The following is a 22,488-nucleotide window of genomic DNA, read 5'->3' as shown; positions in this document are numbered from 1 at the left end:
CTGCACATCTGGGCCCTGTCGACGACCGAGACGGCGCTGACGGTGCACCTGGTGACGCCCGACGGCCCGCCAGGCGATGCCTTCATCGACGAGGTGGCCAACGAGCTCGAAGCGCACTTCGCCATCCACCACAGCACGCTGCAGCTGGAGCGCGGCACCGTGGCCCATGCCTGCCGGCTGCATGCGGGCAGCGCCGGTGGGCCGCCCGGGCCTGACCCGCATCGCGGACATGGCCATTCGCACGGACACCACCACTGAAGGCCACCGCTGGCGCACTCACGCCGCGTCACAACCTGATGCGGCCGGTCACCCGTGATGTCAGGTTTGCGCGTTAGCGTTCACGGTCCAGCAACGAGGCGCAACAAGACTGCGCTCTCCGACAGCCTTTAGCCAGGAGGAGACCATGTCCGACGATTCCGACCGTTCCGATGCCCCCCAATTGCCCGGCCGCCGCGAGGCACTGGGGACTCTTGGGGCCTTGTCCGCCGTGCCCTTGATGGGGCTGGCCGGCCCGGCCCAGGCCGAGTCGATCTGGGCCGAGCAGTACGACGCCTTCGACTATTCGGCGGCCCGCAGCTGCGCGCTGATCCCGAAAGAAACCGCCGGCCCGTACCCGCTGGCCAGCGTGCTGGACGACGATGACATGATGCGTCGCGACGTGACCGAAGGCCGCCCCGGTGTGCCGCTGACGCTGACGCTGAAGCTGGTCAATGTGAACAAGGCCTGCGCGCCGATCAGCAACGCCGCGGTCTACATCTGGTGCACCGACAAGGACGGCGTCTACTCCGGCTACCAGCAGCCCGGCCACGACACCCGCGGCCAGACCTTCATGCGCGGCATCCAGATCAGCAACGTCAAGGGCGCCGTGCACTTCGACATGATCTACCCGGGCTGGTACTCGGGCCGCATCACGCACGTGCACTTCCAGGTCTTCCTGAACGCGGACACCGGCGGCACCGCCACGGCGACCTCGCAGCTGGCCTTCCCGCAGTCGGTGACCAAGACGGTCTACGCGTCGCCCCTGTACTCGGCACGTGGCCAGAACACCTCGGTGCCCGACTTCGCGCACGACGGCGTGTTCAGCGACGGCGTGTCGCTGCAGATGGCCAAGATGAAGGGCTCGGTCGATCTGGGTTATTCAGCTAAGCTGATGGTCGGCGTGGCGGCCTGACGTCCCATGGGGCGGCCCCGACGGGCCGCTGACCTGCCGGGCTCAGTCCAGCATCGGCGTCAGATCCGGGTCGCTCTTGGCCATCGCGCGCCGATAGGCAGGCCGCTCACCGATACGTTGCAGGTACGCCTGGATGTTCGGGTACGGCGCGAGGTCGATCGGCTGAAACAGCCGCATCGTGGTGAGCGAGAACACGCTCATGATGTCGGCCGCGGTGAGCTCGCTGCCGGCGAGGTAGAGGGCTTCGCCGAGCCGCGCTTCCACGTGCGCCAAGATCCGGTCTAGCCGCCCCTGCAAGGCCAGCGGCACGGGGTGGTCCTCGGGCAGTTTCACGCGGTTCAGGAACAGCAGACGCACGATCCCGGGCTGCAGGTTGCCATTGGAGAAATGGAACCAGTAGACGAAGGCCGCATAGTCCGGGTGCTCAGGGCGGAGCTTCAATCGACCACCACCATGCTTGTCGATGAGGTAGTCGACGATCGCGGCCGACTCGGCCAGCAGCAGATCACCATCTTCGATCACCGGCGCCGCACCCAGCGGATGCAGCGCCTTCAGCTCGGGTGGTGAGAGCAAGGTGACGGCATCACGCGTGTAGTGCCGCAGCTCGTAAGCAAGCCCCACCTCTTCGCAGAGCCAGACGATGCGCTCAGATTGCGAATGGCCAAGGTGGTGGATTCTGAGCATGGGGTCCTTGTGGCGGTGTGTGACGGTGGGCTTCAGTGGGTGCGCTCATGGCCGCGAACGGCCGTCGGCGCAAAGCCGAAGCGCTGGCGAAATCGAACAGCAAAACGTGAGGCCGATGCATACCCGACCGAGCACGCGATGTCGGACACCGGCTGCGTCGTCGCTTGCAGCAGCGTCAGCGCGGTGGCCATCCGTGCGTCGACCAGCAGCTGCGTCAGCGAACTGCCCTCGGCGGCCAGTCGGCGCCGCAATGTCGCTTCGGACAGCGCCAGTTCACTGGCAACGCGATCGGCTGTCCAGGCACAGTCCAGGCGTCCGGCGATCAGCGCACGAACCCTGACCGACACGCCCGGACTGACCGGCGGGCTGCGCAGCACGATGCCGGCTTCGAGCAGCCAGTGCATCACTTCGAGCAGGCGCTGGCGCGCGATGGAGTCCGGGATGCCTGCTGCAGACGCCAACGCCTGCCGGGCTCTTTCGAAGGCGTCGGCCAGGCCCGGCTGGGCCCGCGCGAGCAGGCGCACCGATGTCGGGCTCCGATCAGAGGGCTCGACCTGCGCGGCGCTGCTCAGGTAGTAGGGATCGTCGAGCAACGCCGTGTCGAAGAGCAGCCAGCGTGCCTCGTAGTGGGTGCCATCGGGCACGGAGTTCGTGAAGTCGACGGTCTGGTTGCCACCGAGGACGATGCCTTGCCCGGGTACAGCCCGAACAGCAGCGCCTCGCTCTGCGCGGACGGCCTTGATGCCTCTGTCGACCAGGATCAGCGCCGGTTGGTCCACTCGCATGCGAAGTATTTCGAGGCCACGGCCTTGCAGCACATGGGCAGCGATGCCCACACCGGGCCTGGCATGCAGCTCACGGGCCAGCGCGGCGCCGTCCGGCAGTGGGCTGGTGCGCATGTTCGGGATGGCTTGCATGTCCGGGCTCGGCAGTTGAGAACGGCCTTCAGTCTAGTGAGCGAGCCCATTTCATTCGGTGCCGCGCCAGTCGCTTTTGGTGCCGCGCCGATCGAGTTGCACAGCGGCACCGGGACGGCGGCGGCCGGCCCCATGAAAAAAGCCCGGAGGGCGCTCACGCACCTTCCGGGCCAAACCCAGCACGAGTTTTGTCAGTGCGGGCAGTGGGTCGCCAGCACAGTAGGCATATCGCTGACGCACTGCAGGTCAGCCAGCGAACCGTCGGGGAAAGGCAACTTGCTGTACATGCCACGCAGCGTTGCCTTCGTGAAGCCGGTGCGCGGCACCGCCATCACATAGGACCAGCCCGAACCGTCGGACGGCAGTTTCAGCATCACGTCCTTGCCGGTGCTCTTGGCCTTGACGTCGTAGTCCGACGCGGTCGGCCAGCCGCCCGCCTTGGCGTAGACATCCACGCCGCCGCTGACTTGGCTCAGCTTGAAGAACGCGTTCGGCCAGTCGGTCATGCGCAGGTAGAACGACTGCGCGCCGATGTTGGTCAGCGCCTTCGAGCAGCCGTTGGCGAGCGCGGAGGGGCTGCCCAGGTTGCAGGCGCCGATCGCCGACGGGTCGAGCAGCGGCTTGGTGCCTTCGCCCTTGCTGACGCAGGCGGCCGAGGTGGTGTCGCCCCCGCTGATGCACTTGTCCAGCCAGCTGGCGAAGTTGGCGTCGAGCGAGGTGCCCAGGTTGGTGACATAGCTGCTGTAGCCGTCGTAGTTGCCCACGCGCATCATCGGCAGGTAGGTCTTCTGCTCCTGGGGTTGGCGCTCCATGATGTAGCGCGCGGCCAGGTAGCCCCAGTTGTAGACGCGCGTCTGGCCACTGTCGTAGGTGTTGCGCATCACTTCGCTCAAGGCCAGCGGCGCAGTCTGCGCACGCGAGGTCGCATCGGCGTAGTACTGGCGACGGAAGCTGTACGACATGTACTCGGCAAAGCCTTCGATCCACCAGACCGACGACTGATCGCCACCGCCCACCGTCAGCGGGTAGTCGCCGAAGCCACCCCACATGTCGTAGCGGCCGTCGAGGTAGTGCGCGAACTCGTGGTTCAGGTTCCAGATCTGGAAGTCCGCCAGCCAGTCGGCTCGGTAGGCGATGAAACGCGCCTGGTTGCCCGGTGCCGACGGATCACCTTCAAGGTAGATGCCACCGTTGTTGGTGCCATTGCCGAACAGGAAGCCCGAGAAGCGCGCGTACTCGCTGTAGTTGTCGAAGACCACCAGCTCGAGTGTCTTGTTCTTGTCGTTGGCGACAGGCTTGCCCTTGCTGGTGCCGACCAGGCCATGGAAGTACTTCGATTCCTGGGTCACCGAGTCGCAGGTCGACGACAGCTGCGATGAGGTCATCGCCTCCGAACGGATCACGTACTGCGTGCCGCAGGCATAGCGGATCGGCAGCTTCAGTGCAGCCACCGTGGCCTGCCCGTTGCAGGTGCCGTAGGCAGAGCAATTGGCGATGTCGTACTGGTCGACCATGCTCGAAGCACGCATCCAGACGTCGATCGTCGTGTCCTGCGAGACCGGGAAGTGCGGCATCTGCGCCGTCGCCATGTTGCGCACCTGGGTGCTTTGCGGCGTGAACTGCACGAAGCGGATCAGCTCACCCATCGCGTTGGCCTGGTGGTAGCTGTCGTCGGTGCCGATCATCGCCATGTTGCGCGTCAGGAAGGCGTCGAAGCTCTTGGCGTAGCTGACGTCGTTCTGCACCGCGCTGACATAGTCGGACTGGTACGGGCCGTAGTAGAAGACCCCCATCGCCCCCATGATGGTCTCGTTGGTCCAGTAGCCGATCCCCGGCGTGCCGGGCGTGACCTGGTCGACCCACTTCTTGGCCGACGGCGCAAACGGCAGCGCCCAGCCCGACGGCGTGGTCTTGTAGACCTCACTGGCGAACATGCCGTTGTCTTCGGTCTTGTCGTAGAAGTGCGGCGACGCAATGATCTGCATCAGCGACGCGAGCGCCGCGCTCATCATCGCCGGGCTGCCCGGCGGGATGTTGTTCCACGGGTCGCCGGCGGTGCTCATGAAGCTCCAGTAGCCCGCGGTGCGCAGGAACGACAACAGGTTCATCGAGTGATTGCTGTCGTTGCCTTGGTAGTTCACCGCACGTGCCTTCAGCTCGTTCGAGACGGTGATGATGTTCGCGTCGGTGAACACCGTGCGGTATTGGTCGACGTTGCCGTAGTACAGGCTGTACATGCAGCTCGTCAGGTCGGCGGCGTCGATGAAGCTGATCAGGCCCGAGCCGGTCTTGCCGACGAAGTCGGTGCCGCTGCAGCTCGCGCCGGCCAGTTGCCCATCAGTGCGGGCGAAGCGCGTCGAGCTCTGCAGCTTCCGCGCGGCCTTGGCGCGGGGCGACAGCGGCATCGAGCCGGCGTTTGGCGTTTCACCGATGGCCAGGCGATGCGGCACGAAGTCGTCCGCACGGCGCAGCGGCAGCAGCGCCGGCGCGATGCCGACCCTGCCCAGGTGCTCGCCGACGCGCGGCATGCCCGGGTCGGCGGGCAGCAGGCTTTGTTGCTGCTGTTGCCAGCGCGCGGCCTCGACGGCCGAGGCATGGGTCGCGCCGGCGGTAGCCAGCGCGAGGGTCGATGCACCGGTCATGGCCGCAGCGGCCACGACCGACCAGACCCATCGTTGGGGTGAAGTCATGATGTCTCCTCTTATGGTGGTGGGCGGCAGGCGCCGACGAGCCACCGAGGTGGCCGGCAGGCACCATGCACGCGTTCAGTCGACGCAGCCGGGTGGATGGCTGGCCGGCGGTCTCTTCATTCCAGCGGCCGCTCGATCTTGTGGATACGGGCCGCAGGTTCACCGGGGTTGGCAGGTCAGTGGGTGAACCGCCAGCCGCCTTTTGTGGTGTTCCGCGGCGCGATCATGCGAGCGCCCGGGCTGCAGATTGCTTCGAATGAGGCCCCCAGAACCGCGCACATTCGCACCCGAACGGGGGTAATCTGTTCCCTCCGGGGCGCAGGCGCAGCCCCTCACCGCGAATCGTCAAGAAGCGTCAACTCTACGGGTAAAGACCGCCTCCCGGCGGTCCAGTCATCAGCCGTTCTTCAGCACGTCGCGGCCGATGATCAACTGCTGGACTTCGGTCGCGCCTTCGTAGATACGCAGCGCGCGGATCTCGCGGTAAAGGCGCTCCACCGTCTCGCCGCTGCGCACACCCAGCCCACCCCACAGCTGCACTGCGGCGTCGATCACCTGCTGCGCGCCTTCGGTCGCGAACATCTTGGCCATCGCGGCCTCGCGGGTCACGTTGTGGCCCTGGTCACGCTGCCACGCGGCACGGTAGACCAGCAGTGCAGCGGCGTCGAGCGTGGTCGCCATCTCAGCCAGCTTGGCTTGCGTCAGCTGGAAGTCGCCCAGCACGCCACCGAACATCGAGCGCGAGCGGGCGCGGGCCAGGCCCTCGTCCATTGCGCGGCGGCCAAAGCCCAACGCTGCGGCGGCGACGCTGGTGCGGAACACGTCGAGCGTGCGCATCGCGACCTTGAAGCCTTCGCCGGCCGCGCCGATGCGGTGGCTCAACGGCACGCGGCAATTCGTGAAGCGCAGCCGCGCCAGCGGGTGCGGCGCGATCACATCGATGCGTTCGGCAATCTCGAAGCCCGGCGTGCCGGCTTCGACGACGAAGGCCGAGATGCCACGCGAACCCGGCGCTTCGCCGCTGCGGCAGAACACCACATAGACATCGCCGATGCCGCCGTTCGAGATCCAGGTCTTCTCACCGTCGAGGATCGCCGTGTCGCCCTCGATGCGCGCCGCGCATTGCATCGCCGCCACGTCAGAGCCGGCCTCGGGCTCGGACAACGCGAACGCCGCGAGCGCCTCGCCAGCCGCCACCTTCGGCAACCAACGCGCCTTTTGCTCAGCCGTGCCGGCCAGCGAAATCGCGCCCGAGCCCAGCCCTTGCATCGCGAACGCGAAATCGGCCAGGCCGCTATGGCGCGCCAGCGTTTCGCGGGCGAGGCAGATCGTGCGGGTGTCGATCGTTTCGCCCGCCCCGCCGAACTCGCGCCCAGCCACCGCATGCTTCAGCCAACCTGCATCGCCCAGCTGCTTCACAAGCTGACGGCAGGTCGCGTCCAGATCGTGGTCGCCATGCACATCACGCACGGTGTCTTGCGCCCAGACGTCGAGCGCTGAAGCGAACTCGCGGTGCGGCGCGTCGAAGAACGGCCAGTCGGTGCGGTCGGTGGCCATCGTCAATTGCCCTCGAAGACGGGTTTCTGCTTCGCGACGAAGGCGCGGTAGGCGCGGCCGAAGTCCTCGGTCAGCATGCACAAGGCCTGCGCCTGCGCCTCGGCCTCGATCGCCTGCTCGATCGTCATGCTCCACTCCTGGTGCAGCATGGTCTTGGTGATGCCGTTGGCGAACGTGGGCCCGGCGGCAATCTGCGCGGCCCAGGCCTGCGCTTCGCCGGCCAGTGCCTCGGGCGCGACCAGGCGGTTGAAGAAGCCCCAGGCCAGCGCCTCGTCCCCCGGCAACGAGCGGCCGGTGTAGAGCAAGTCACTCGCGCGGCCTTGGCCGATGATGCGCGGCAGCATCGCGCAGGCGCCCATGTCGCAGCCGGCCAGGCCGACGCGGTTGAACAGGAACGCCGTCTTCGAACGCGCGGTGCCCACACGCAGGTCCGACGCCATCGCCATGATCGCGCCGGCACCAGCACAGACACCGTCGATCGCCGCGATGATGGGCTGCGGGCAGCTACGCATCGTCTTGACCAGCTCACCGGTCATGCGGGTGAACATCAGCAGCTCGGGCGCCTTCAGCCGGATCAGCGGGCCGATGATCTCGTGCACGTCGCCGCCGGAGCAGAAGTTTTCGCCCGCGCCTTGCAGCACCACCACATGCACGTCGGTCGCGAAACGCAGCTTCGCGAACAGGTCACGCAGCTCGGCATAGCTGTCGAAGGTCAGCGGGTTCTTGCGTTCAGGCCGGTTCAGCGTGATGGTGGCCACGCCCTCGTGCACCTGCCAGCCGAAGTGCTGGGCCGCGTAGCCGGCCAGCGTGGTGCGATTGCCAGCGGCGAGTGCCGGGTCGACACGTTCAACGGATTCGGTCATGTACTCTCCTGAGGGGCTTGGGACAAGTGCACCCGCAACTTGCCCAGCAGTTCATGCAGTTCGTGTTTCTGGTCGATACCCAGGCCGGCAAGCAGCTCGACGACCCAGCCTTCATGCACCTGGGCGACCTTCTCGAAGGCCTTGCGGCCCGCGGGCGTCAGCGCGACCTTGAACGAGCGCCGGTCTTCGGTATCGGTCTCGCGCAGCACCAGCCCTTCGCCTTCAAGGTCGTCGGTCAGCGCGGTCACGTTGCCGCCGGTCACCATCAGGTAGCGCGACAAGGCGCTCATGCGCAGCCCTTCGGGGTGGCGATGCAGCTGCGCGAGGTAGTCAAAGCGCGCCAAGGTCATGCTGAATTCCTTGCGCAGCCGGCGGCGGATCTCGGTCTCGATCTGCGTCGTGCAGGCCAGCAGCCGCAGCCAGACCTTCAGCGCCTGGTGATCGGCGTCACCGGCACGGGCCTCCATGCCGATCTGGTCGTCGTCGAGCAGACGGGCCAGAGGAACAGCGGCCTTCTTCACATCGTCTCCCCACCGCAGACGGCGATCGCCTGGCCGTTGACCGAGCCGGCGGCCGCCGAGCACAACCAGCGCACCGTGGCCGCCACTTCGTCGGGCTGCACCAGGCGGCCCTGCGGGTTGGTCTGCGTGAAGCCGGCGCGCGCCTCGGCCTCGCTGCGACCGGTCTTCGCAACGACCTTGGCGATGCCTTCGCGCACGATGTCGGTCTCGGTGTAGCCGGGGCAGACGGCGTTGACAGTGACGCCGTCCTTGGCGAGTTCCAGCGCCAGCGTGCGCGTCAGCCCCAGCAGGCCGTGCTTGGCGGCGACATAGGCCGACACGTAGGCATAACCTTTGAGTGCAGCAGTGCTGGCAACGTTGACGATGCGGCCCTCGCCGCCCGCCGCCTTCAGGTCGGCCAGTGCGGCCTGACAGCACAGGAACGGGCCGGTCAGGTTGACATCGAGCATGCGCTGCCATTGCGCCGGCGAAGTCTTGGCGAACGGCGCCGTCTCGACCGCACCGGCGTTGTTGACCAACGCGGTCAGCGGGCCGTGGGCAGCACGGGCGGCGTCGAACGCAGCCGCCACCGAGTCGGCATCGGTCTGGTCCATCGCCACCGCGAACGCGTGCAGCTCGGCGGCCAGCAAGATGGGTGCTTCACGACCGGTCAGTGTCAATGTCCAACCGTCGCTGTACAGCGCATGGGCGATCGCGGCACCGATGCCACGGCTGGCGCCGGTGATGAAGGCGTGCTTCATGCGTTGCCTTTGGCTGCCGCGCGTTCGCGCTGGATCAAGGTCTCCATCTGCGACTTGCCCGAGCGGTACTGCACCGGCCAGTCGAGCGCGGTGTAGCCGATTTTCGCGGCCTCCTGCAGCGTCCAGGCCGGGTTGGCCAGGTGCGGACGCGCGACGGCGCACAGGTCAGCGCGGCCAGCCGCGATGATCGAGTTGACGTGGTCGGCCTCGCTGATCGCACCGACGGCGATCGTCGCGATGCCGGCCTCGTTGCGCACCCGGTCGGCGAACGGTGTCTGGTACATGCGGCCGTAGACCGGCTTCTGGTCCGGGCTGACCTGGCCCGACGAGCAGTCGATCAGGTCGGCGCCGGCGGCCTTGAAGGCCTTCGCGATCTCGACCGCATCGTCCGGCGTGATGCCGCCTTCGACCCAATCGTGCGCCGAAATGCGCACCGACATCGGCTTGTCTTGCGGCCAGGCCGCGCGCATCGCGGCGAACACTTCGAGCGGCCAGCGCAGCCGGTTGGCCAGCACACCGCCGTACTCGTCATCGCGCTTGTTCGTCAGCGGCGAGATGAAGGCCGACAGCAGGTAGCCGTGCGCGCAGTGCAGCTCAAGCCAGTCGAAACCGGCCTCGGCCGCGCGGCGCGTGGCGGCGACGAAGTCATCACGGATGCGCTCCATGTCGGCGCGGCTCATGGCGCGCGGCAGATCGGTCACGCCTCGCTCATAGGGAACCGCCGACGCAGCCACCAAGGGCCAGTTGCCTTGCGCCAATGGCTTGTCGGCGCCGGTGCCGACCCACGGCTCGTTGGTCGAGCCCTTCGGCCCCGCATGGCCCAGCTGCAGGGCGATCTTTGCGTCCGAATGCTGGTGCACGAAGTCGACGATGCGCTTCCACGCGTCGCGCTGCGCGTCGTTCCACAGCCCCGGGCAAGCCGGCGTGATGCGCGCATCGGGGCTCGGGCAGGTCATCTCGGCGAACACCAGGCCGGCGCCGCCGAGTGCGCGTGAGCCCAGGTGCACCAGGTGGTAATCGCCGGGGATGCCGTCGACGGCGGAGTACTGCGCCATCGGCGAAACGACGACGCGGTTCTTCAGCGTCACGCCACGCACCGTGTACGGCGTGAACATCGGAGGCACGGCGTGTTGGTCGGCCGGCTCTGCCAGCCCGGCGCGGGCTGCAATCCAACGCTCGTAGCCTTCGAGCCAGCCCTTGTCGCGCAGGCGCAGGTTCTCATGGCTGATGCGCTGGCTGCGCGTCAGCATCGAGTACATGAACTGCTCGGGCTCCAGCTGGTCGCAGTAGCGCTCGCCGCAGTTCTCGAACCACTCCATCGCGTTCCAGGCTGCGTTCTGCAGCTTCAGCACGTCGATGCGGCGCTCGGCCTGGTAGTTGCGCAGCACGTCGGCGATCTCTTCAGATCCCACCTCGGTGTGGTTGCCGTGGTCGCGGAACTGCTTGGTCAACTCGATCGCGTCTTCGAGCGCCAGCTTGGTACCCGAGCCGATCGCGAAGTGCGCGGTGTGCACCGCATCGCCCATCAGCACCACGTGGCTGCGGCCGTTGAACAGCGACCACTGCTGGCAGGTGATGCGCTGGAAGTTCAGCCACGCCGAGCCGCGCAGGTGGCGCGCGTTGGTCATCAGCTTCTCGCCGCGCAGGTTGTCGGCAAACAGCTTCTCGCAGAACGCGACCGATTCGTCGGCATCGGCCTGGTCCAGCCCATGGGCCTTCCAGACATGCTCCGGGCATTCGACGATGAAGGTGCTGGTCGTGTCGTCGAACTTGTAGATGTGGGCCTGGAACCAGCCGTGTTCGGTCTTTTCGAACAGGAAGGTGAAGGCGTCGTACAGGCGCTTGGTGCCAAGCCAGATGAAGCGGTTTGGCCGCGTGACGATGTCGGGCTTGAAGACGGCCGCGTGCTTGGTGCGCACGCGCGAATTGATGCCGTCGCTGGCGATGACCAGATCGGCGTCGGGGTAGTCGGCGTCCGACTCGGCCTCGGTCTCGAACACCAGCTTGACGCCCAGCTGTTCGCAGCGCGCCTGCAGGATGTTCAGCAGCTTCTTGCGGCCGATGCCGACGAAGCCGTGGCCGCCCGAGCGGATCACCCGACCCTTGATGTGCAGCTCGATGTCGTCCCAGTGGGCAAACGACTGCTCGATCTGGTCGGCCGTCACCGGGTCCCACTGGCGCATGTGCTCCATCGTCTGGTCGGAGAACACCACGCCCCAGCCAAAGGTGTCATAGGGCCGGTTGCGCTCGACGACGGTGATGTCGTGCGCGGGGTTCTGCTGCTTCATCAGCAGCGCAAAGTACAAGCCGGCGGGGCCGCCGCCGATGCAGACGATGTTCATGCAGGCCACCTGGACCAAGGGATTCGAAATTACTTTAATTGTGAACCATTTAAGTGTCAACCAATGGCCAAAAGCCACAGAATCCTGGTGGGTCGGTGACCCCGGCCGGGCCGGACCAGGCTTCCTGCGGGAGCCCGATCGCTACGAAGATTCGCAGCGCCGTCGCTTTTTCGCCGCCGAAAGCAACCACGGCGTGGTGGCTTTCAGTACCCTGGCGGGCAGGCCGTGACACGATCGGCGCCCCTTTCGACTGACTTCACCGCTGCCATGACCACTGCATCGTTGCTCCGTACTCTTCTCGCGTTAGCCGCCTCGGCCCTGCCGCTGGCCGCCGTCGCCAAAGTGCCAAACGCGCCCACTGGCCAGATCGAGAAGCACTACTACGAAAACGGGCCGTACGAGGTCAGCCACTATCCCGAGTTCGGCTGCTGCGATTCGGCCGGCTACGCCTTCGACGTCTATGCCCCGAGCGACCTCGGCCAGCTCGACAAGCCGCTGCCGATCATCACCTTCGGCAACGGCACCGGCGCCGCGCCGCAGTACTACGACTACCTGCTGCGCCATCTGGCGAGCTGGGGTTTTGCGATCGTCGCCACGCGACAGCCGAACACTGGTGTCGGCACCGAGATCCGCGAAGCGGCGAATTTCATGGTGCAGGAGAACACCCGCCCGGCCAGCCCCTTCTTCGGCCATCTGGACACCACGCACATCGGCGCGATGGGCCACTCGCAAGGAGCCACCGGCGTGATCAACGCCATGCGTGATTCAAGCGGCAGCATCCGCACCGCGATCGCGATGGCGCTGCCGGCGCAGAAGTACTGCAGCAGCGACGAGAACTGCACCGACACGGGTCAGCTGACCTCGGGCTCGGTGTTCTTCCTGAACGGCAGCCTGGACGGCGTGATCTCACCGTCGTACCAGGCCAATGGGGCCAAGGGCCTGCAGTCGAACTCGGCCTACTACCGCGCCACGCCCGATCAGCTGCCGAAGTTCTGGGCCACGCTGCGCGGCACCAGCCACAACGACATGCTGGGCCAGCCCGATTGCGGGCCGGTGGGCCTGTTGTGCACCAATGGCGTCTACGGGTTTCTGGGCTACCCGACCGCCTGGATGATGGACCAGCTCAAGGGCAACGCCAAGGCGCACGCCGTGTTCGTCGACGGCACCGGCGAGATCTTCTCGCAGCCCAAGAACTGGCGCCACCAGACGAGCAACATCGCCCCCTGAGCCGCTTCGGGCACGCAAGAAAGCCGGGCACAAGGCCCGGCTCTGTCGAGACGACACGCGATCAGAACGAGGCTTGATCGCGGGGCGAGCTCGTCATGGACGGATCGCGATTTCGTTCTTCACGGCCTTGACGCCGTGGACCTTCCAGGCCAGCTGTTCGGCAGTCGACTTTTCGGTGGCGTCCTTCGCGAAGCCGGACAGCATCACCGTGCCGTTGAGCGTTTCGATGTGAATGCTGGCGGCGTCGACCGCGTGGTTGTCGACGAAGCGGGTCTTGACTGCTGTCGTGATCGCGGCGTCGTCGACATAGGCGCCGACCGATTCCTGGCCGCGCGTGACGGCACAACCGGAAGCGATGACGAGGGTGAGTGCGGCCAACGTGGTGGCGAGCGGTGTGCGGATGTTCATGGAGGTCTCTCTTTCGTTGCGGGCGATTGACTCAACGGCGTTTGCGATGCGCCGCAACGCAGAATGCGGCCGGCGGGCGCGCGCGTCCATCAGACAGTTCCGGCCCCGGTTGTGGGCGGCCACCTACAACTCCGCCGTTACGGTCAAGGCGCCGGGTGCCGCCTGGGGCCTCACCCCACCCAGCAACGGGACGACGAAGCAGGCATCGCTGCCGACCTCGGCCCAGGCCAGCTCTTCGCCGCGCCGCAGCAGGCGCATCGGCGCGCCAGTGGGCGGCGGCATCGCGGCGGCGGCGGCCGCGAGTGCGGTGGGCGCTGTGGCCCGCACGAAGATGAAGCGCAGGACCAGCGCATCGCGCCGCAGCGTCAACTCGGCCAGGTCCCAGTGCGACGGCAGGCAGGGCATGAAACTCAGCGTGCGCGCGCCTTGCTGCAGACCGAAGATGGCCTCGATCGCGGCACGGTGCATCCAGGCCGCCGCGCCGGTGTACCAGCTCCAACCACCACGGCCGACATGCGGCGGCTGGCTGTAGACGTCGCCCGCCATCGCGTACGGCTCGATCCCATAGGCCAGGCCATGCACCGGGTGGGCGGCGCGGTGCGCGGGGCTCAGCCAGGTGAAGTCGCGGTAGGCGGTGTCGTTGGTGCCAGGCAGCACCTTGGCCAGTTCGGCGTGGGCCATCAGCGCCCACACACCGGCGTGCGAATACTGGCCGCCGTTCTCGCGCACGCCGGGCGGGTAGGCCTGGATGTAGCCGGCGCTGGGCACCGCGTGCACGAGTGGCGGGTCGAGCAGGCGGATCAGGCCGGCCTCGGGGTCGACCAACAGTACCTCGACAGCCGCCATCGCGCGCCGCTTCAGGTCCAGCGGCGCGACACCCGACAGCACCGCCCAGGCCTGCGCGATCAGGTCGATGCGGGCCTCGGGGTTGGCCTGTGAGCCCAGCGGCTGGCCCCCATCGAAGAAGGCGCGCTTGAACCACTGCCCGTCCCACGCCGGGCCGAGCAAAGCCGAGCGCCAGCACTGCGCGACCTGTTCCCAGCGCCGCGCACGTGGCACGTCGCCCCGCGCATGCGCCAGCGGCGCGAAGTCGGCCACCAGGCGGCAGAGGAACCAGCCCAGCCAGACCGATTCACCGCGGCCTTCATGGCCGACGCGGTTCATGCCGTCGTTCCAGTCGCCGCTGCCCATCAGTGGCAGGCCATGCACACCAACACGCAGGCTGTGGTCGATCGCGCGCGCCGCATGCTCGTAGACGGTCGCGTCTTCGGTGCTCACGGTGGGCGTCTCGTAGACGTCTTCGGCGCCTTCGGGAACGGCCGCACCTTCGAGGAAAGGCACCCGCTCGTCGAGCAGCGCCGTGTCGCCTGTCGTGCGCAGGTAGTGCACGCAGGCGTGTGCCAGCCACAGCAAGTCGTCTGAGAAGTGCGTTCGCACGCCAACACCTGTCGGCGCGTGCCACCAGTGCTGCACGTCGCCCTCGGCGAACTGACGCGACGCGGCCAGCACGATCTGCGCACGCAGCCGCTCGGGCGCGGCCCAGGCGAGCGCCATCGCGTCTTGCAACTGATCGCGGTAGCCGGTGGCGCCGCCGGCCTGGTAGAAACCGGCCTTGGCCCACATGCGGCAGGCCACCGCCTGGTAGAGCAGCCAGCGGTTGACCATCGCGTCGAACAGCGGGTCCGGTGTGCGGACGGTGGTGGCGCCAAGCAACCGGTCCCAGTTCTCGCGGGCCTGGGTCACACGCTGCCCCGCGTCCTGCGCGGCGGCCAGCGTCGCGAGTTGGCGCGCTGCCGCCGGGTTGTCGGCATAACCGAGCAGAAACACCCGCTCGGCCGACTCGCCCGGTGGCACGCTGAGCTGCAACGACAGCGCGGCACACGGGTCGAGCCCGACACCGCTGCGGCGGCCGAAGTGATCGGGCAGCACCAGGCGCCCGCGGGCATCGAAGCACTCGCGCCGGTCGCAGCTCCAGTCTTCCACCTCGTCGGCCGGCCCGGCCGCGCCGAGGAAGGCGGTGCCCATGCCGAAGCCGGCCGAACGCTCATGCTGGGTGCACAACAAGGCCGTCAGCTTCTGCGTTGGCAGGCGCTGGCGCAGCAGACTGGTGTGCACCGTGCCGCGATCGGCCCGGTTCGCGCCCATCATCCATTCGGCGATGCCGACCAGCCGCAGGTCACGCGTCTGCTGGCCGAGGTTCTTCACCACGATGCGCACATGCTTGACCGCGTGGTCGGCATCGACGCACCACGAGGCGCTCACCGCCAGCTCGCCGCGCTGGTGGCTGATGCGGCTGTGGCCCTGGCCATGTTCGATGCGGTAGCCCTCGCCCGCGTCGCCCCAGGCCGAGGGCGCCACATTCCACACCTCTCGCGTGTCACGGTCCTGCAGCAGGAACCATTCCGACGGGGTGTCTGCCACCGGGTCGTTCGACCAGGCGGTGAGCTGGTTCAGGCGGCTGTTGACGGCCCAGGTGTAGCCGCCACCGGCCTCGGAAACCTGGCAGCCGAACGACGGGTTGGCGAGCACGTTGACCCACGGCCGTGCCGGGCGGCTGCCGGCGCCGACCTCGAAGCGGAACTCGCCCGAGTCGGGCACGAAATCGCCGGTCCGCAGCGGCGCCGCGTTGCCAGCCCCCGAGGCCAGGCGCACGGCCTGAGTCGAGGTCGCATGGCGCCGCTCGAAGGCCTGCTCGTGGCGCTCGACCCATTCGGTCACGTGGTGGGCCAGCGGCCGGCCATCGGCCTGCAGCCGCACACGCGCCAGCACTTGCAAGGTGCTCAGCTCGTCGGCCGACATTTCATCGGCGTGCAGCACGTGCAGCCCCGTCAGCGCCGGGCCGTGCCGCGCCGCCTCTTCGGCCGCGTGATGGTCACGCAGCGCGGCCATCTCATGCTGCAGCGCCATCTGGTACGAGGCGGGTTCGGCGCTCACCACCACCAGATCGCAGGCCACGCCACCCCAGGACCACAGGCGCAGCGCCTGCGCCAGCGAACGCAGCAAGCCCAGGCCCTGGATCACGCCGGCCGACACCAGCACGATCGGGCGGTCGCCCGAGATGCCGAAGCGCCACAGCAGGCGCCTGTCGCAGGCCTCGGCCCGCACGCCGTCCACCGGCACGACCCGAGCCGACGGGCGGGCCAGCGTCAGCACCAACGCCGTCGTCAGCGACTGCACGATGGCGAAGTCCACCGCACCCATGCGCAGGGCCCGCAAGCGGATGCCCGTCAGCGTGGCCGACATCAATGAAGCACGCTGCACATGGCTGGGCTGGCGGTACTTGTCGATCACCGCTTGCAAGGTGGCGTGGTTGTCGGACGCCGCGGTGGCAAAGGTCAGCAGCGCCTTGCCGCGGGGCGGGATGCGCAGCTGCACYGCCAACGCGCAGACCGGGTCGAGGCCGGTGTCGAGCGTGATGCCCTTAGGGTCGCTGCCGGCTGGCGGTGTCGGTGGCAGTGGGTCGAACGAAGCCAAGGGCCGGCTGGGCGCGYGGTTGCGGCCGAGCCAGCGCTGGCGGTCGGTCTGCAGGCGCAGGCCCACCACCTGCGGGTCGCTGTCGGCCAGGAAGTGCGCCGCGTGCAGCGCCGGCTCGCCGGCCAGGCGGGGCCGGCGCTCGAACAGCAGCGCCTGGTGCGTGGGCTGCCAGGTGGCCCGCACGAAGAGGTTGGAAAACGCCGGGTGGGCCTCGTCGGCGCGCGGGTCTGCGAGCGTGATCTCGAAGGCCGACATCAGCTCGATCTCGAGGCTGCGCTCGCCGAGGTTCTGCAGCTCGATCTGGCGGAACTCGATGTCGTCTTCGGGGCTGACCCAGACGGTGCAATGCGCCTGCACATCAGGCCACAACGCGTCGAAGCAGACGCGGTCGGCGTGGTAGACGCTGCGGTACTGCGCCGCCGCGTCGGGCGCCGGGTGCTGGGTGATCGACACCGGTTGCGGTTGCCGGTCCCAGCGCAGGTAGAAGAAGCTGCCGCAGGCGTCGCGCAACGCGTCGTCGCGGGTGCGGGTGATGCCGGCCGCGCCCCAGCGGCTGCTGCCGGCACCGTTGGCGCGCAGCGTCACGCTGTAGCGGCCGTTCGACAGCACATGGGTCGGCTCGAGCGCTGCGGCGCCCGGCAGCACCTCGCGCAGCAGGCCCGGGGCGCGGCGCTCTGCCGCGAGTGGCGGCGGGCCCGGCGGTGGGGCGAGCAGGCGCGACACCTCACGCGGCGCGCGCTCGTGCAGCAGCGAGGCCACCGCCTCGATGCGCGGATGGGCCATGCCCCAGCGCTGCACCACGCCACCCAGCAGCACATTGGCCAGCGCTACGATGCTCATGCCCTGGTGGTGCGCCATGAAGGTCGCCACCGGTGCGAAGGGCTCGACGCCCGCGCGGCGGGCCGGTGTGAAGTCGAGCGCGTCGATGAAGCCATAGACCCCTCGCGCACCGAGCCATTCGAGCACTTCGAAATTGCGTCGTGCGCGGGGCGGGTCGATCTGTGCCGCCAGCGCCGTGGCGTACGGGGCCACCACCAGTTCATCGGGCGGCGTGCGGCGCAGTGCAAGTCGCGGCACGCCCTGCGGCGCGTACTGGTAGGCCAGCGTGTGGTCACGCCCGGCGTAGGCCGACTCCGAGATGCCCCAGGGGGCCGCATGGGCCCGGCCGAAACGAACCTGCTCGTGCAACGCGGCGCGGCAGGCGTCGTGCAGCACGCTGCCAGGTGGTTCGTCGAGCACCAGGCTGGGCATCAGGTACTCGAACATCGAGCCCGACCACGAGCGCAGGCCCGCCGTGACGCGCACGGCAAAGAACGGCCGACCAAGCGCGACCCAATGGCTCTCCGGCACATCGCCCTTGGCAATCGCCAGCAGGCTGGTCAGGCGCGATTCCGAGGCCAGCAGGTCGTAGAAACCAGCGTCGAGCTCCTGCTCGGTCACCCGGTAGCCGATGTGGAACAGGTGGCGGCGGCGATGGTAGAGAAAACCGAAATCAGGCGCCCAGGCCAGGGCCTCGAAGTCGGTGGCCACGCTCTGAAGCCGGGCTGCGTCGGCTTCGGCACCAGGCTCACCAGCGAACTCGCGGCAGGCCTCGGCCACGGCGAGCAGGTGACCKCAGAGGTTGCCGCTGTCGACTGTCGACAGGTACATCGGCAGCAGTGGCGCGCCGGTCTGCGTGTCGTACCAGTTCAGGAAGTGGCCGCGGTGGCGCTGCAGCGTCAGCAGCGTGGCCAGCGTGGCCTCCAGCCGCGCCAACAGATCGGGCATGGTGATCCAGCCAAACTGGCGCGCGCAGGCCGCGCTCAGCAGGTACAGGCCGATGTTGGTCGGCGAGGTGCGGTGCGCCACCATGTCATGCGGCAAGGTCTGGAGGTTGTCCGGCGGCAGGTGCCTGTCGTCAGGGCCGACGCAGCGTTCGAACAAGCGCCAGGTGTCACGCGCGACACCCTCCAGGTAGGTCCGGTCGGCCGACGACAAGGGGATCTCGGCGCGCTGTGCCCGGGGTCGGCTGCCCCACCAGACCCAGACCGGTGCGGCGGCCCAAAGCGCGCACAGCGCCGCCGCCAGCCACGGGTGCGGTGTGCCCACCGCCAGCAGGGCGCCGAGCAGCCCGATCGCCAGCACGGTCTCGCCGGCATGCCGGCGTACGGTGGCGCGGAAACCGCCGCGCAGCGCCGCCTGGACCGACGACGCCGTCGTCCACTGCAGCAGCAGACGGTGGCTGACACCCATCCGCCAGAGCGCACGCACCATCGCATCCAGGCTCCCCGCGGCCTGCGCCGGCAGCAAGGCCAGGTGCCAGGCGCTGCCGCACAACGCGCGCCCCAGCTCGATGCCGGCGTGGGCGAAGAAGTGCAGGCGTGCCACGTCGTCGCGCCGCGGCGAGAACCCGGCAGCAGCGCCCATCAGCGGCCCTGCCGAATAGGCGGCCAGCACCAGCGCGAGGGCCAGCCACGGCGGCACCCCGGCGCCACCCAGGGCCAGCAGCAACAAGCCCAACGAAGCCGGTGCGACGAGCGAGCGGCGCAGGTTGTCGAACATCTTCCAGCGGTTGATCGCCTTCAGCGGGTAACGCGACGGCTGGAACAGGAAGGGCAGCAGCTGCCAGTCGCCGCGTGCCCAGCGATGCACCCGCGAAGCCGCCACATCGGCGTGGAACGGCGCCTCCTCGATCACCGTGATGTCGGTCACCGCAGCGCAGCGGGCGATCGAGCCTTCGAGCAGGTCGTGGCTCAACACGCGGCCCTCCGGCAGGCGCCCACCGAGTACCGCGTGCATCGCCTGCACGTTGAGCAAGCCCTTGCCGCTGAAGCTGCCTTCGGCGAACAGGTCCTGGTAGACCTCGGAGGTGGCGGCGCTGTAGGGGTCGATGCCGCATTGGCCCGAGAACAACCAGTGGAACAGCGTCGCTTCGCCGCGCTTGGGCAAGGGCGTGACGATGCGCGGCTGCAGGATGCCGTAGCCGCCGATCACGCGCCGGCCACTAACGTCCAGCCGCGGCTGGTTGTATGGATGTGCGGCCACGCCGACCAGGTCACGCAAGCGGCCGGGCGGCAACTGGGTGTCGCTGTCGAGCGTGACGATGTAGCGCGTATCGGGTGCGATGCGCGAGGCCTCGCCCAGGTCCATGAAGGCCGTCGACGACCCTTCGGCCAAAGCCGCGATCAGTTGCTCGAGCTTGCCGCGCTTGCGCTCCCAACCGATCCAGCGTTGCTCGCTGTCGCTGTGCAGGCGCTCGCGGTGCAGCACGATGAAGCGCGGCGGCGCGTCCGCTTCGGCCGGGTGGCTGGCGTTGAGCAAACCGATCTGTTCGACCGCGCAGGCCAGCAGCGCCGCATCACCGGTGAGTTGCGCGGTTTCAGCGTCGAGGCCATCGCTGAGCAACGCGAACTGCGCGTAACGCTCTGGGTTGGCCAAGTGGTGCAAGAGCAGGCGGCGCGCCAGGCCACGAATCGACGCTGCATCGGTCAACATCGCCGGCACCACCACCATCACCCGGTGCTCGGGCGGGATGCCACCGGCCAGCGCCAGGCGGGGCCGGTGCCGCGGCCGCACCGATTCGCTGATCAGCCGGTTGATCACCGCCACCACGGTCTCGGAGACGGGCAGCAGCATCAGCACGGCGACCAGCGCGATCCACCRGCCCGGCATGGTCGCCAGCGCGTCGGTGTGCCGCCACAACAACCAGGCCACGCCAGCCAGGCTGCTGAGCAGCAGCGCGCTGCCGTAGACCGGCCAGGCCGCATAGCGCATCACGCTCTGCCAGCGCCGTGTCGCGCGTTCGTTCATTCCCAGCGCATGCACCAGCGTCGGCAAGCCGGCCCCGCGCAGCCAATAGCGGGCAGCGTTGGTGGGGCCTTCACGCGCATCGGCACCGTGCATCAGGCCGAGCAGCGCCTCRCCGACGGCCCGCTCGCTGCGGCCGCTGCGAAGCGCCAAGCGCTCGATGCCGTGCAGGGTCTGGTCACGGGTGGCGACCAGCTCGGCTTCGAACACCGGCGAGCCCAGCATCAGGCGCATCAACGTGCTGGTGCGGGCGATCAGGTCGGGCCAGTCGGCGTCACCGATCGCGCGCAKCGACTTCACCGCATTGCTCACGCTCAGGTTGTCGGCCGTCTGGCCGGCRCTTTGGCGCGTGCGGGCGGCGGCCGGGTCCGGCAGCGCTTGCGCCAGCCAGGCCTTCAAGGCCGGCTCCGGCAGGCTGGTGTCATCGTGCACACGCAATGCCACCTGGGCCACGAACTCCAGCCCCACGCCACGCCGGTCGAGCAAATCGCGCAGCTTTTCGAGCACCGGCAACGGGTGGGTCAGCGGGCGGTCACAGCACAGGTTGGCCACCTCGCGCGCGGCCGTCTGCGTCGCCACACGCTCAGCCAGGCGGCGCAGGTTCTCGATCAGCACCACGCGCAAGGTCGTCGGCAGTGCCCACATCTCGCTCAGGTTCAGCTCACGCGCTTCGAGGTAGGCGCCGAGAAACTGCACCAGCAGGTCTTCGTCGAAGCCGCCGTCGGTGTGGGCGACGAAGGCCCAGGCCACACCATAGACACGCGGCAGCCCGGCCAGCGGCTCTGCTTGCAGTACCGGCAGCGAGCGGAAGTAGCTGCGCGGCAGCCCTTCGTGGATCTCCTTCAGCTGCGCCTCGATCAGGTGGAAGTTGTCCAGCAGCCATTCGGCCGCCGGGCTCACGTCGTGGCCGGTCGCGGCCTGGGTGGCGATGTAGCCATGCGCCTCGCGCAACGTCTGGATGTTGCTGCGCAGGCGCGGAAAGAAGGTGYCCGAACGCCAGCCCGCCCGTTCGGCGCAGTGCGTCTGGGCCAGGCTGCGGCCGTGCTGGGCAAACCGGTGCGGGCCGAAGATCTCGGAGCGCACCGGCGGTTCCAGCGAACCGTGTCGAGCGTCCAGCAGGCGGCACAGTGCCGGCGAGGCCCGCGGCACCAATCGTTGAAGCGCGGGGGAAATGAGGTGCCATTGGCGGTCCACGCTGCGGGGCCTCAGGCCCACCACCACGCGACACCGACCAGTGCAGCCACGATCGCCAGTGTCGTCACCTGGCGCGCCGCGACGAAACCCGTCATCGCCTCGGCACCACACTGCAGCACGAACAGCCCGACGTGCGCGCCGCGGCAGTGCAGCGTGTGATCGCGCAGCGCCGACAACTCGGCGGTCGAGGCACCGGGCGCATCACCGAACGACGAGGTCGACCATGCCGGCTCGGCCACGGGCAGCGGGCTCATGGCGATGTCCTCGGCAGGGCCCCGACGATCAGCGAGCCACTGAGCAAGGTCGGTGCGCCGATGCGTGCGCTGGGGCGCGCGTGGTGCAAGGCGTGCCAGGCGCGAAAAGGCGGCATGCCGTGCAGCACGAAGCGGTGCATTGCATATTCGATCGCCGTCCAGCCCGCCAGGCCGGCCACGGCCGCGCCATGCAACGCCAAGTCGGCCCGATAGGCCGCCTTGCTGTGTTCAAGGGACAACAAACCCATGCCTCTCCTTCAAGCTCTTGTGCTGGCGTCCGAGGGGCGCCTGTGGTCACGCCGCACAAGCTAGCGCTAACTGGCGCGCCGGTCTGTTCGTTGCCGAACATATGGAGTACGCTGAATTTCCTACATTCGGCCTGTGCCGCCGGTCCGCCCGGTGGCGAGTGCCCCACCGCTGTTTCACCGACCGGACCCTCATGAACGCACAGAACGATCCCCGTCGGAACCAGCTGCTGGCCGCGCTGCCCGAAGCCGAATGGCAGCGCTGGCTGCCACAGCTGGAATGGGCCGACCTGCCGCTCGGTCAGGTGATATACGAGTCCGGCCGGGAGCTGAGCCATGTGTACTTCCCCACCACGGCCATCGTGTCGCTGCTGTATGTGATGGAAGACGGCGCGTCGGCGGAGATTGCCGTGGT

16 protein-coding genes and 1 pseudogene are annotated in these 22,488 nt (G+C 68.3%); 5 read left to right on the top strand and 12 right to left on the bottom strand.

The genetic code is table 11. The features are described 5' to 3' along the window. Together AC1DYI_RS07265 and AC1DYI_RS07260 are read left to right on the top strand one after the other, a co-directional pair. Positions 1–258, top strand: a 258-nt coding sequence (locus AC1DYI_RS07265) for a cation transporter dimerization domain-containing protein (protein WP_477203413.1), incomplete at its 5' end; no start/stop codon positions are given. Between the two features lie 145 nt (positions 259–403). Next, a complete protein-coding gene (locus AC1DYI_RS07260; protein WP_477203412.1) occupies positions 404–1,171 on the top strand; it encodes a peptidase associated/transthyretin-like domain-containing protein in 768 nt (255 codons plus the stop codon). 42 nt (positions 1,172–1,213) lie between these two features. Here the strand turns inward: AC1DYI_RS07260 and AC1DYI_RS07255 are convergent, their stop codons facing one another. The 8 genes from AC1DYI_RS07255 to AC1DYI_RS07220 form a co-directional block, all read right to left on the bottom strand. Further along, the gene (locus AC1DYI_RS07255) at positions 1,214–1,855 is read right to left on the bottom strand and encodes a glutathione S-transferase family protein (protein ID WP_477203411.1); all 642 of its coding nucleotides are present in this window, start codon (positions 1,853–1,855) and stop codon (positions 1,214–1,216) included. Between the two features lie 32 nt (positions 1,856–1,887). Further along, positions 1,888–2,772 (bottom strand): helix-turn-helix transcriptional regulator, encoded by an 885-nt coding sequence (locus tag AC1DYI_RS07250; protein WP_477203410.1) that lies wholly within the window; start codon positions 2,770–2,772, stop codon positions 1,888–1,890. A gap of 191 nt (positions 2,773–2,963) precedes the next feature. After that, positions 2,964–5,462 (bottom strand): collagenase, encoded by a 2,499-nt coding sequence (locus AC1DYI_RS07245; protein ID WP_477203409.1) that lies wholly within the window; start codon positions 5,460–5,462, stop codon positions 2,964–2,966. A gap of 396 nt (positions 5,463–5,858) precedes the next feature. Then, on the bottom strand, positions 5,859–7,019 hold the full coding sequence (locus AC1DYI_RS07240) for an acyl-CoA dehydrogenase family protein (RefSeq protein ID WP_477203408.1): 1,161 nt from the start codon (positions 7,017–7,019) through the stop codon (positions 5,859–5,861). Positions 7,020–7,021: 2 nt separating this feature from the next. After that, a complete protein-coding gene (locus AC1DYI_RS07235; protein WP_477203407.1) occupies positions 7,022–7,882 on the bottom strand; it encodes an enoyl-CoA hydratase family protein in 861 nt (286 codons plus the stop codon). Beyond that, on the bottom strand, positions 7,879–8,349 hold the full coding sequence (locus AC1DYI_RS07230; protein WP_477203415.1) for a MarR family winged helix-turn-helix transcriptional regulator: 471 nt from the start codon (positions 8,347–8,349) through the stop codon (positions 7,879–7,881). Before AC1DYI_RS07230 ends, AC1DYI_RS07235 begins: the two co-directional genes overlap by 4 nt. Before the next feature lie 50 nt (positions 8,350–8,399). Continuing rightward, positions 8,400–9,143, bottom strand: coding sequence for an SDR family NAD(P)-dependent oxidoreductase (locus AC1DYI_RS07225; RefSeq protein ID WP_477203406.1), 744 nt, complete (start codon positions 9,141–9,143; stop codon positions 8,400–8,402). Continuing rightward, positions 9,140–11,485, bottom strand: a complete 2,346-nt coding sequence (locus AC1DYI_RS07220) for a bifunctional salicylyl-CoA 5-hydroxylase/oxidoreductase (RefSeq protein ID WP_477203405.1) — start codon at positions 11,483–11,485, stop codon at positions 9,140–9,142. Before AC1DYI_RS07220 ends, AC1DYI_RS07225 begins: the two co-directional genes overlap by 4 nt. On the opposite strand from AC1DYI_RS07220, the gene AC1DYI_RS07215 reads away from it, so the two are divergent. Continuing rightward, positions 11,478–11,714 (top strand): hypothetical protein, encoded by a 237-nt coding sequence (locus AC1DYI_RS07215; RefSeq protein WP_477203404.1) that lies wholly within the window; start codon positions 11,478–11,480, stop codon positions 11,712–11,714. The genes AC1DYI_RS07220 and AC1DYI_RS07215 overlap by 8 nt on opposite strands. Positions 11,715–11,752: 38 nt before the next feature. Further along, the gene (locus tag AC1DYI_RS07210; RefSeq protein ID WP_477203403.1) at positions 11,753–12,712 is read left to right on the top strand and encodes a poly(ethylene terephthalate) hydrolase family protein; all 960 of its coding nucleotides are present in this window, start codon (positions 11,753–11,755) and stop codon (positions 12,710–12,712) included. Between the two features lie 93 nt (positions 12,713–12,805). Here AC1DYI_RS07210 and AC1DYI_RS07205 read toward each other — a convergent pair whose 3' ends face one another. The 4 genes from AC1DYI_RS07205 to AC1DYI_RS07190 form a co-directional block, all read right to left on the bottom strand. Continuing rightward, positions 12,806–13,120, bottom strand: a complete 315-nt coding sequence (locus tag AC1DYI_RS07205; RefSeq protein WP_477203414.1) for a BON domain-containing protein — start codon at positions 13,118–13,120, stop codon at positions 12,806–12,808. Positions 13,121–13,243: 123 nt separating this feature from the next. Then, positions 13,244–21,574, bottom strand: a complete 8,331-nt coding sequence (locus AC1DYI_RS07200; protein WP_477203402.1) for a glycoside hydrolase family 94 protein — start codon at positions 21,572–21,574, stop codon at positions 13,244–13,246. An 11-nt stretch (positions 21,575–21,585) separates the two neighbouring features. Further along, positions 21,586–21,828, bottom strand: coding sequence for a hypothetical protein (locus AC1DYI_RS07195; protein WP_477203401.1), 243 nt, complete (start codon positions 21,826–21,828; stop codon positions 21,586–21,588). Further along, entirely contained in the window at positions 21,825–22,076 is a 252-nt protein-coding gene (locus AC1DYI_RS07190) for a hypothetical protein (protein WP_477203400.1), read from the bottom strand. Before AC1DYI_RS07190 ends, AC1DYI_RS07195 begins: the two co-directional genes overlap by 4 nt. 191 nt (positions 22,077–22,267) lie before the next feature. Here AC1DYI_RS07190 and AC1DYI_RS07185 point away from each other — a divergent pair. After that, a pseudogene (locus AC1DYI_RS07185) lies at positions 22,268–22,488 on the top strand (Crp/Fnr family transcriptional regulator); the annotation flags it as partial.

Source organism: Ideonella sp. P3_A4, from assembly GCF_056403075.1.
This window is presented reverse-complemented; position numbering and strand designations above follow the sequence as displayed.

What these genes read in the sequence shown, in the direction of transcription:
- AC1DYI_RS07240 (WP_477203408.1), bottom strand. Translation starts at nt 7,019, where the DNA reads ATGGCCACCGACCGCACCGACTGGCCGTTCTTCGACGCGCCGCACCGC.
- AC1DYI_RS07255 (WP_477203411.1), bottom strand. Translation starts at nt 1,855, where the DNA reads ATGCTCAGAATCCACCACCTTGGCCATTCGCAATCTGAGCGCATCGTC.
- AC1DYI_RS07220 (WP_477203405.1), bottom strand. Translation starts at nt 11,485, where the DNA reads ATGAACATCGTCTGCATCGGCGGCGGCCCCGCCGGCTTGTACTTTGCG.
- AC1DYI_RS07205 (WP_477203414.1), bottom strand. Translation starts at nt 13,120, where the DNA reads ATGAACATCCGCACACCGCTCGCCACCACGTTGGCCGCACTCACCCTC.
- AC1DYI_RS07225 (WP_477203406.1), bottom strand. Translation starts at nt 9,143, where the DNA reads ATGAAGCACGCCTTCATCACCGGCGCCAGCCGTGGCATCGGTGCCGCG.
- AC1DYI_RS07195 (WP_477203401.1), bottom strand. Translation starts at nt 21,828, where the DNA reads ATGAGCCCGCTGCCCGTGGCCGAGCCGGCATGGTCGACCTCGTCGTTC.
- AC1DYI_RS07260 (WP_477203412.1), top strand. Translation starts at nt 404, where the DNA reads ATGTCCGACGATTCCGACCGTTCCGATGCCCCCCAATTGCCCGGCCGC.
- AC1DYI_RS07250 (WP_477203410.1), bottom strand. Translation starts at nt 2,772, where the DNA reads ATGCAAGCCATCCCGAACATGCGCACCAGCCCACTGCCGGACGGCGCC.
- AC1DYI_RS07235 (WP_477203407.1), bottom strand. Translation starts at nt 7,882, where the DNA reads ATGACCGAATCCGTTGAACGTGTCGACCCGGCACTCGCCGCTGGCAAT.
- AC1DYI_RS07245 (WP_477203409.1), bottom strand. Translation starts at nt 5,462, where the DNA reads ATGACTTCACCCCAACGATGGGTCTGGTCGGTCGTGGCCGCTGCGGCC.
- AC1DYI_RS07210 (WP_477203403.1), top strand. Translation starts at nt 11,753, where the DNA reads ATGACCACTGCATCGTTGCTCCGTACTCTTCTCGCGTTAGCCGCCTCG.
- AC1DYI_RS07190 (WP_477203400.1), bottom strand. Translation starts at nt 22,076, where the DNA reads ATGGGTTTGTTGTCCCTTGAACACAGCAAGGCGGCCTATCGGGCCGAC.
- AC1DYI_RS07215 (WP_477203404.1), top strand. Translation starts at nt 11,478, where the DNA reads ATGTTCATGCAGGCCACCTGGACCAAGGGATTCGAAATTACTTTAATT.
- AC1DYI_RS07230 (WP_477203415.1), bottom strand. Translation starts at nt 8,349, where the DNA reads ATGGAGGCCCGTGCCGGTGACGCCGATCACCAGGCGCTGAAGGTCTGG.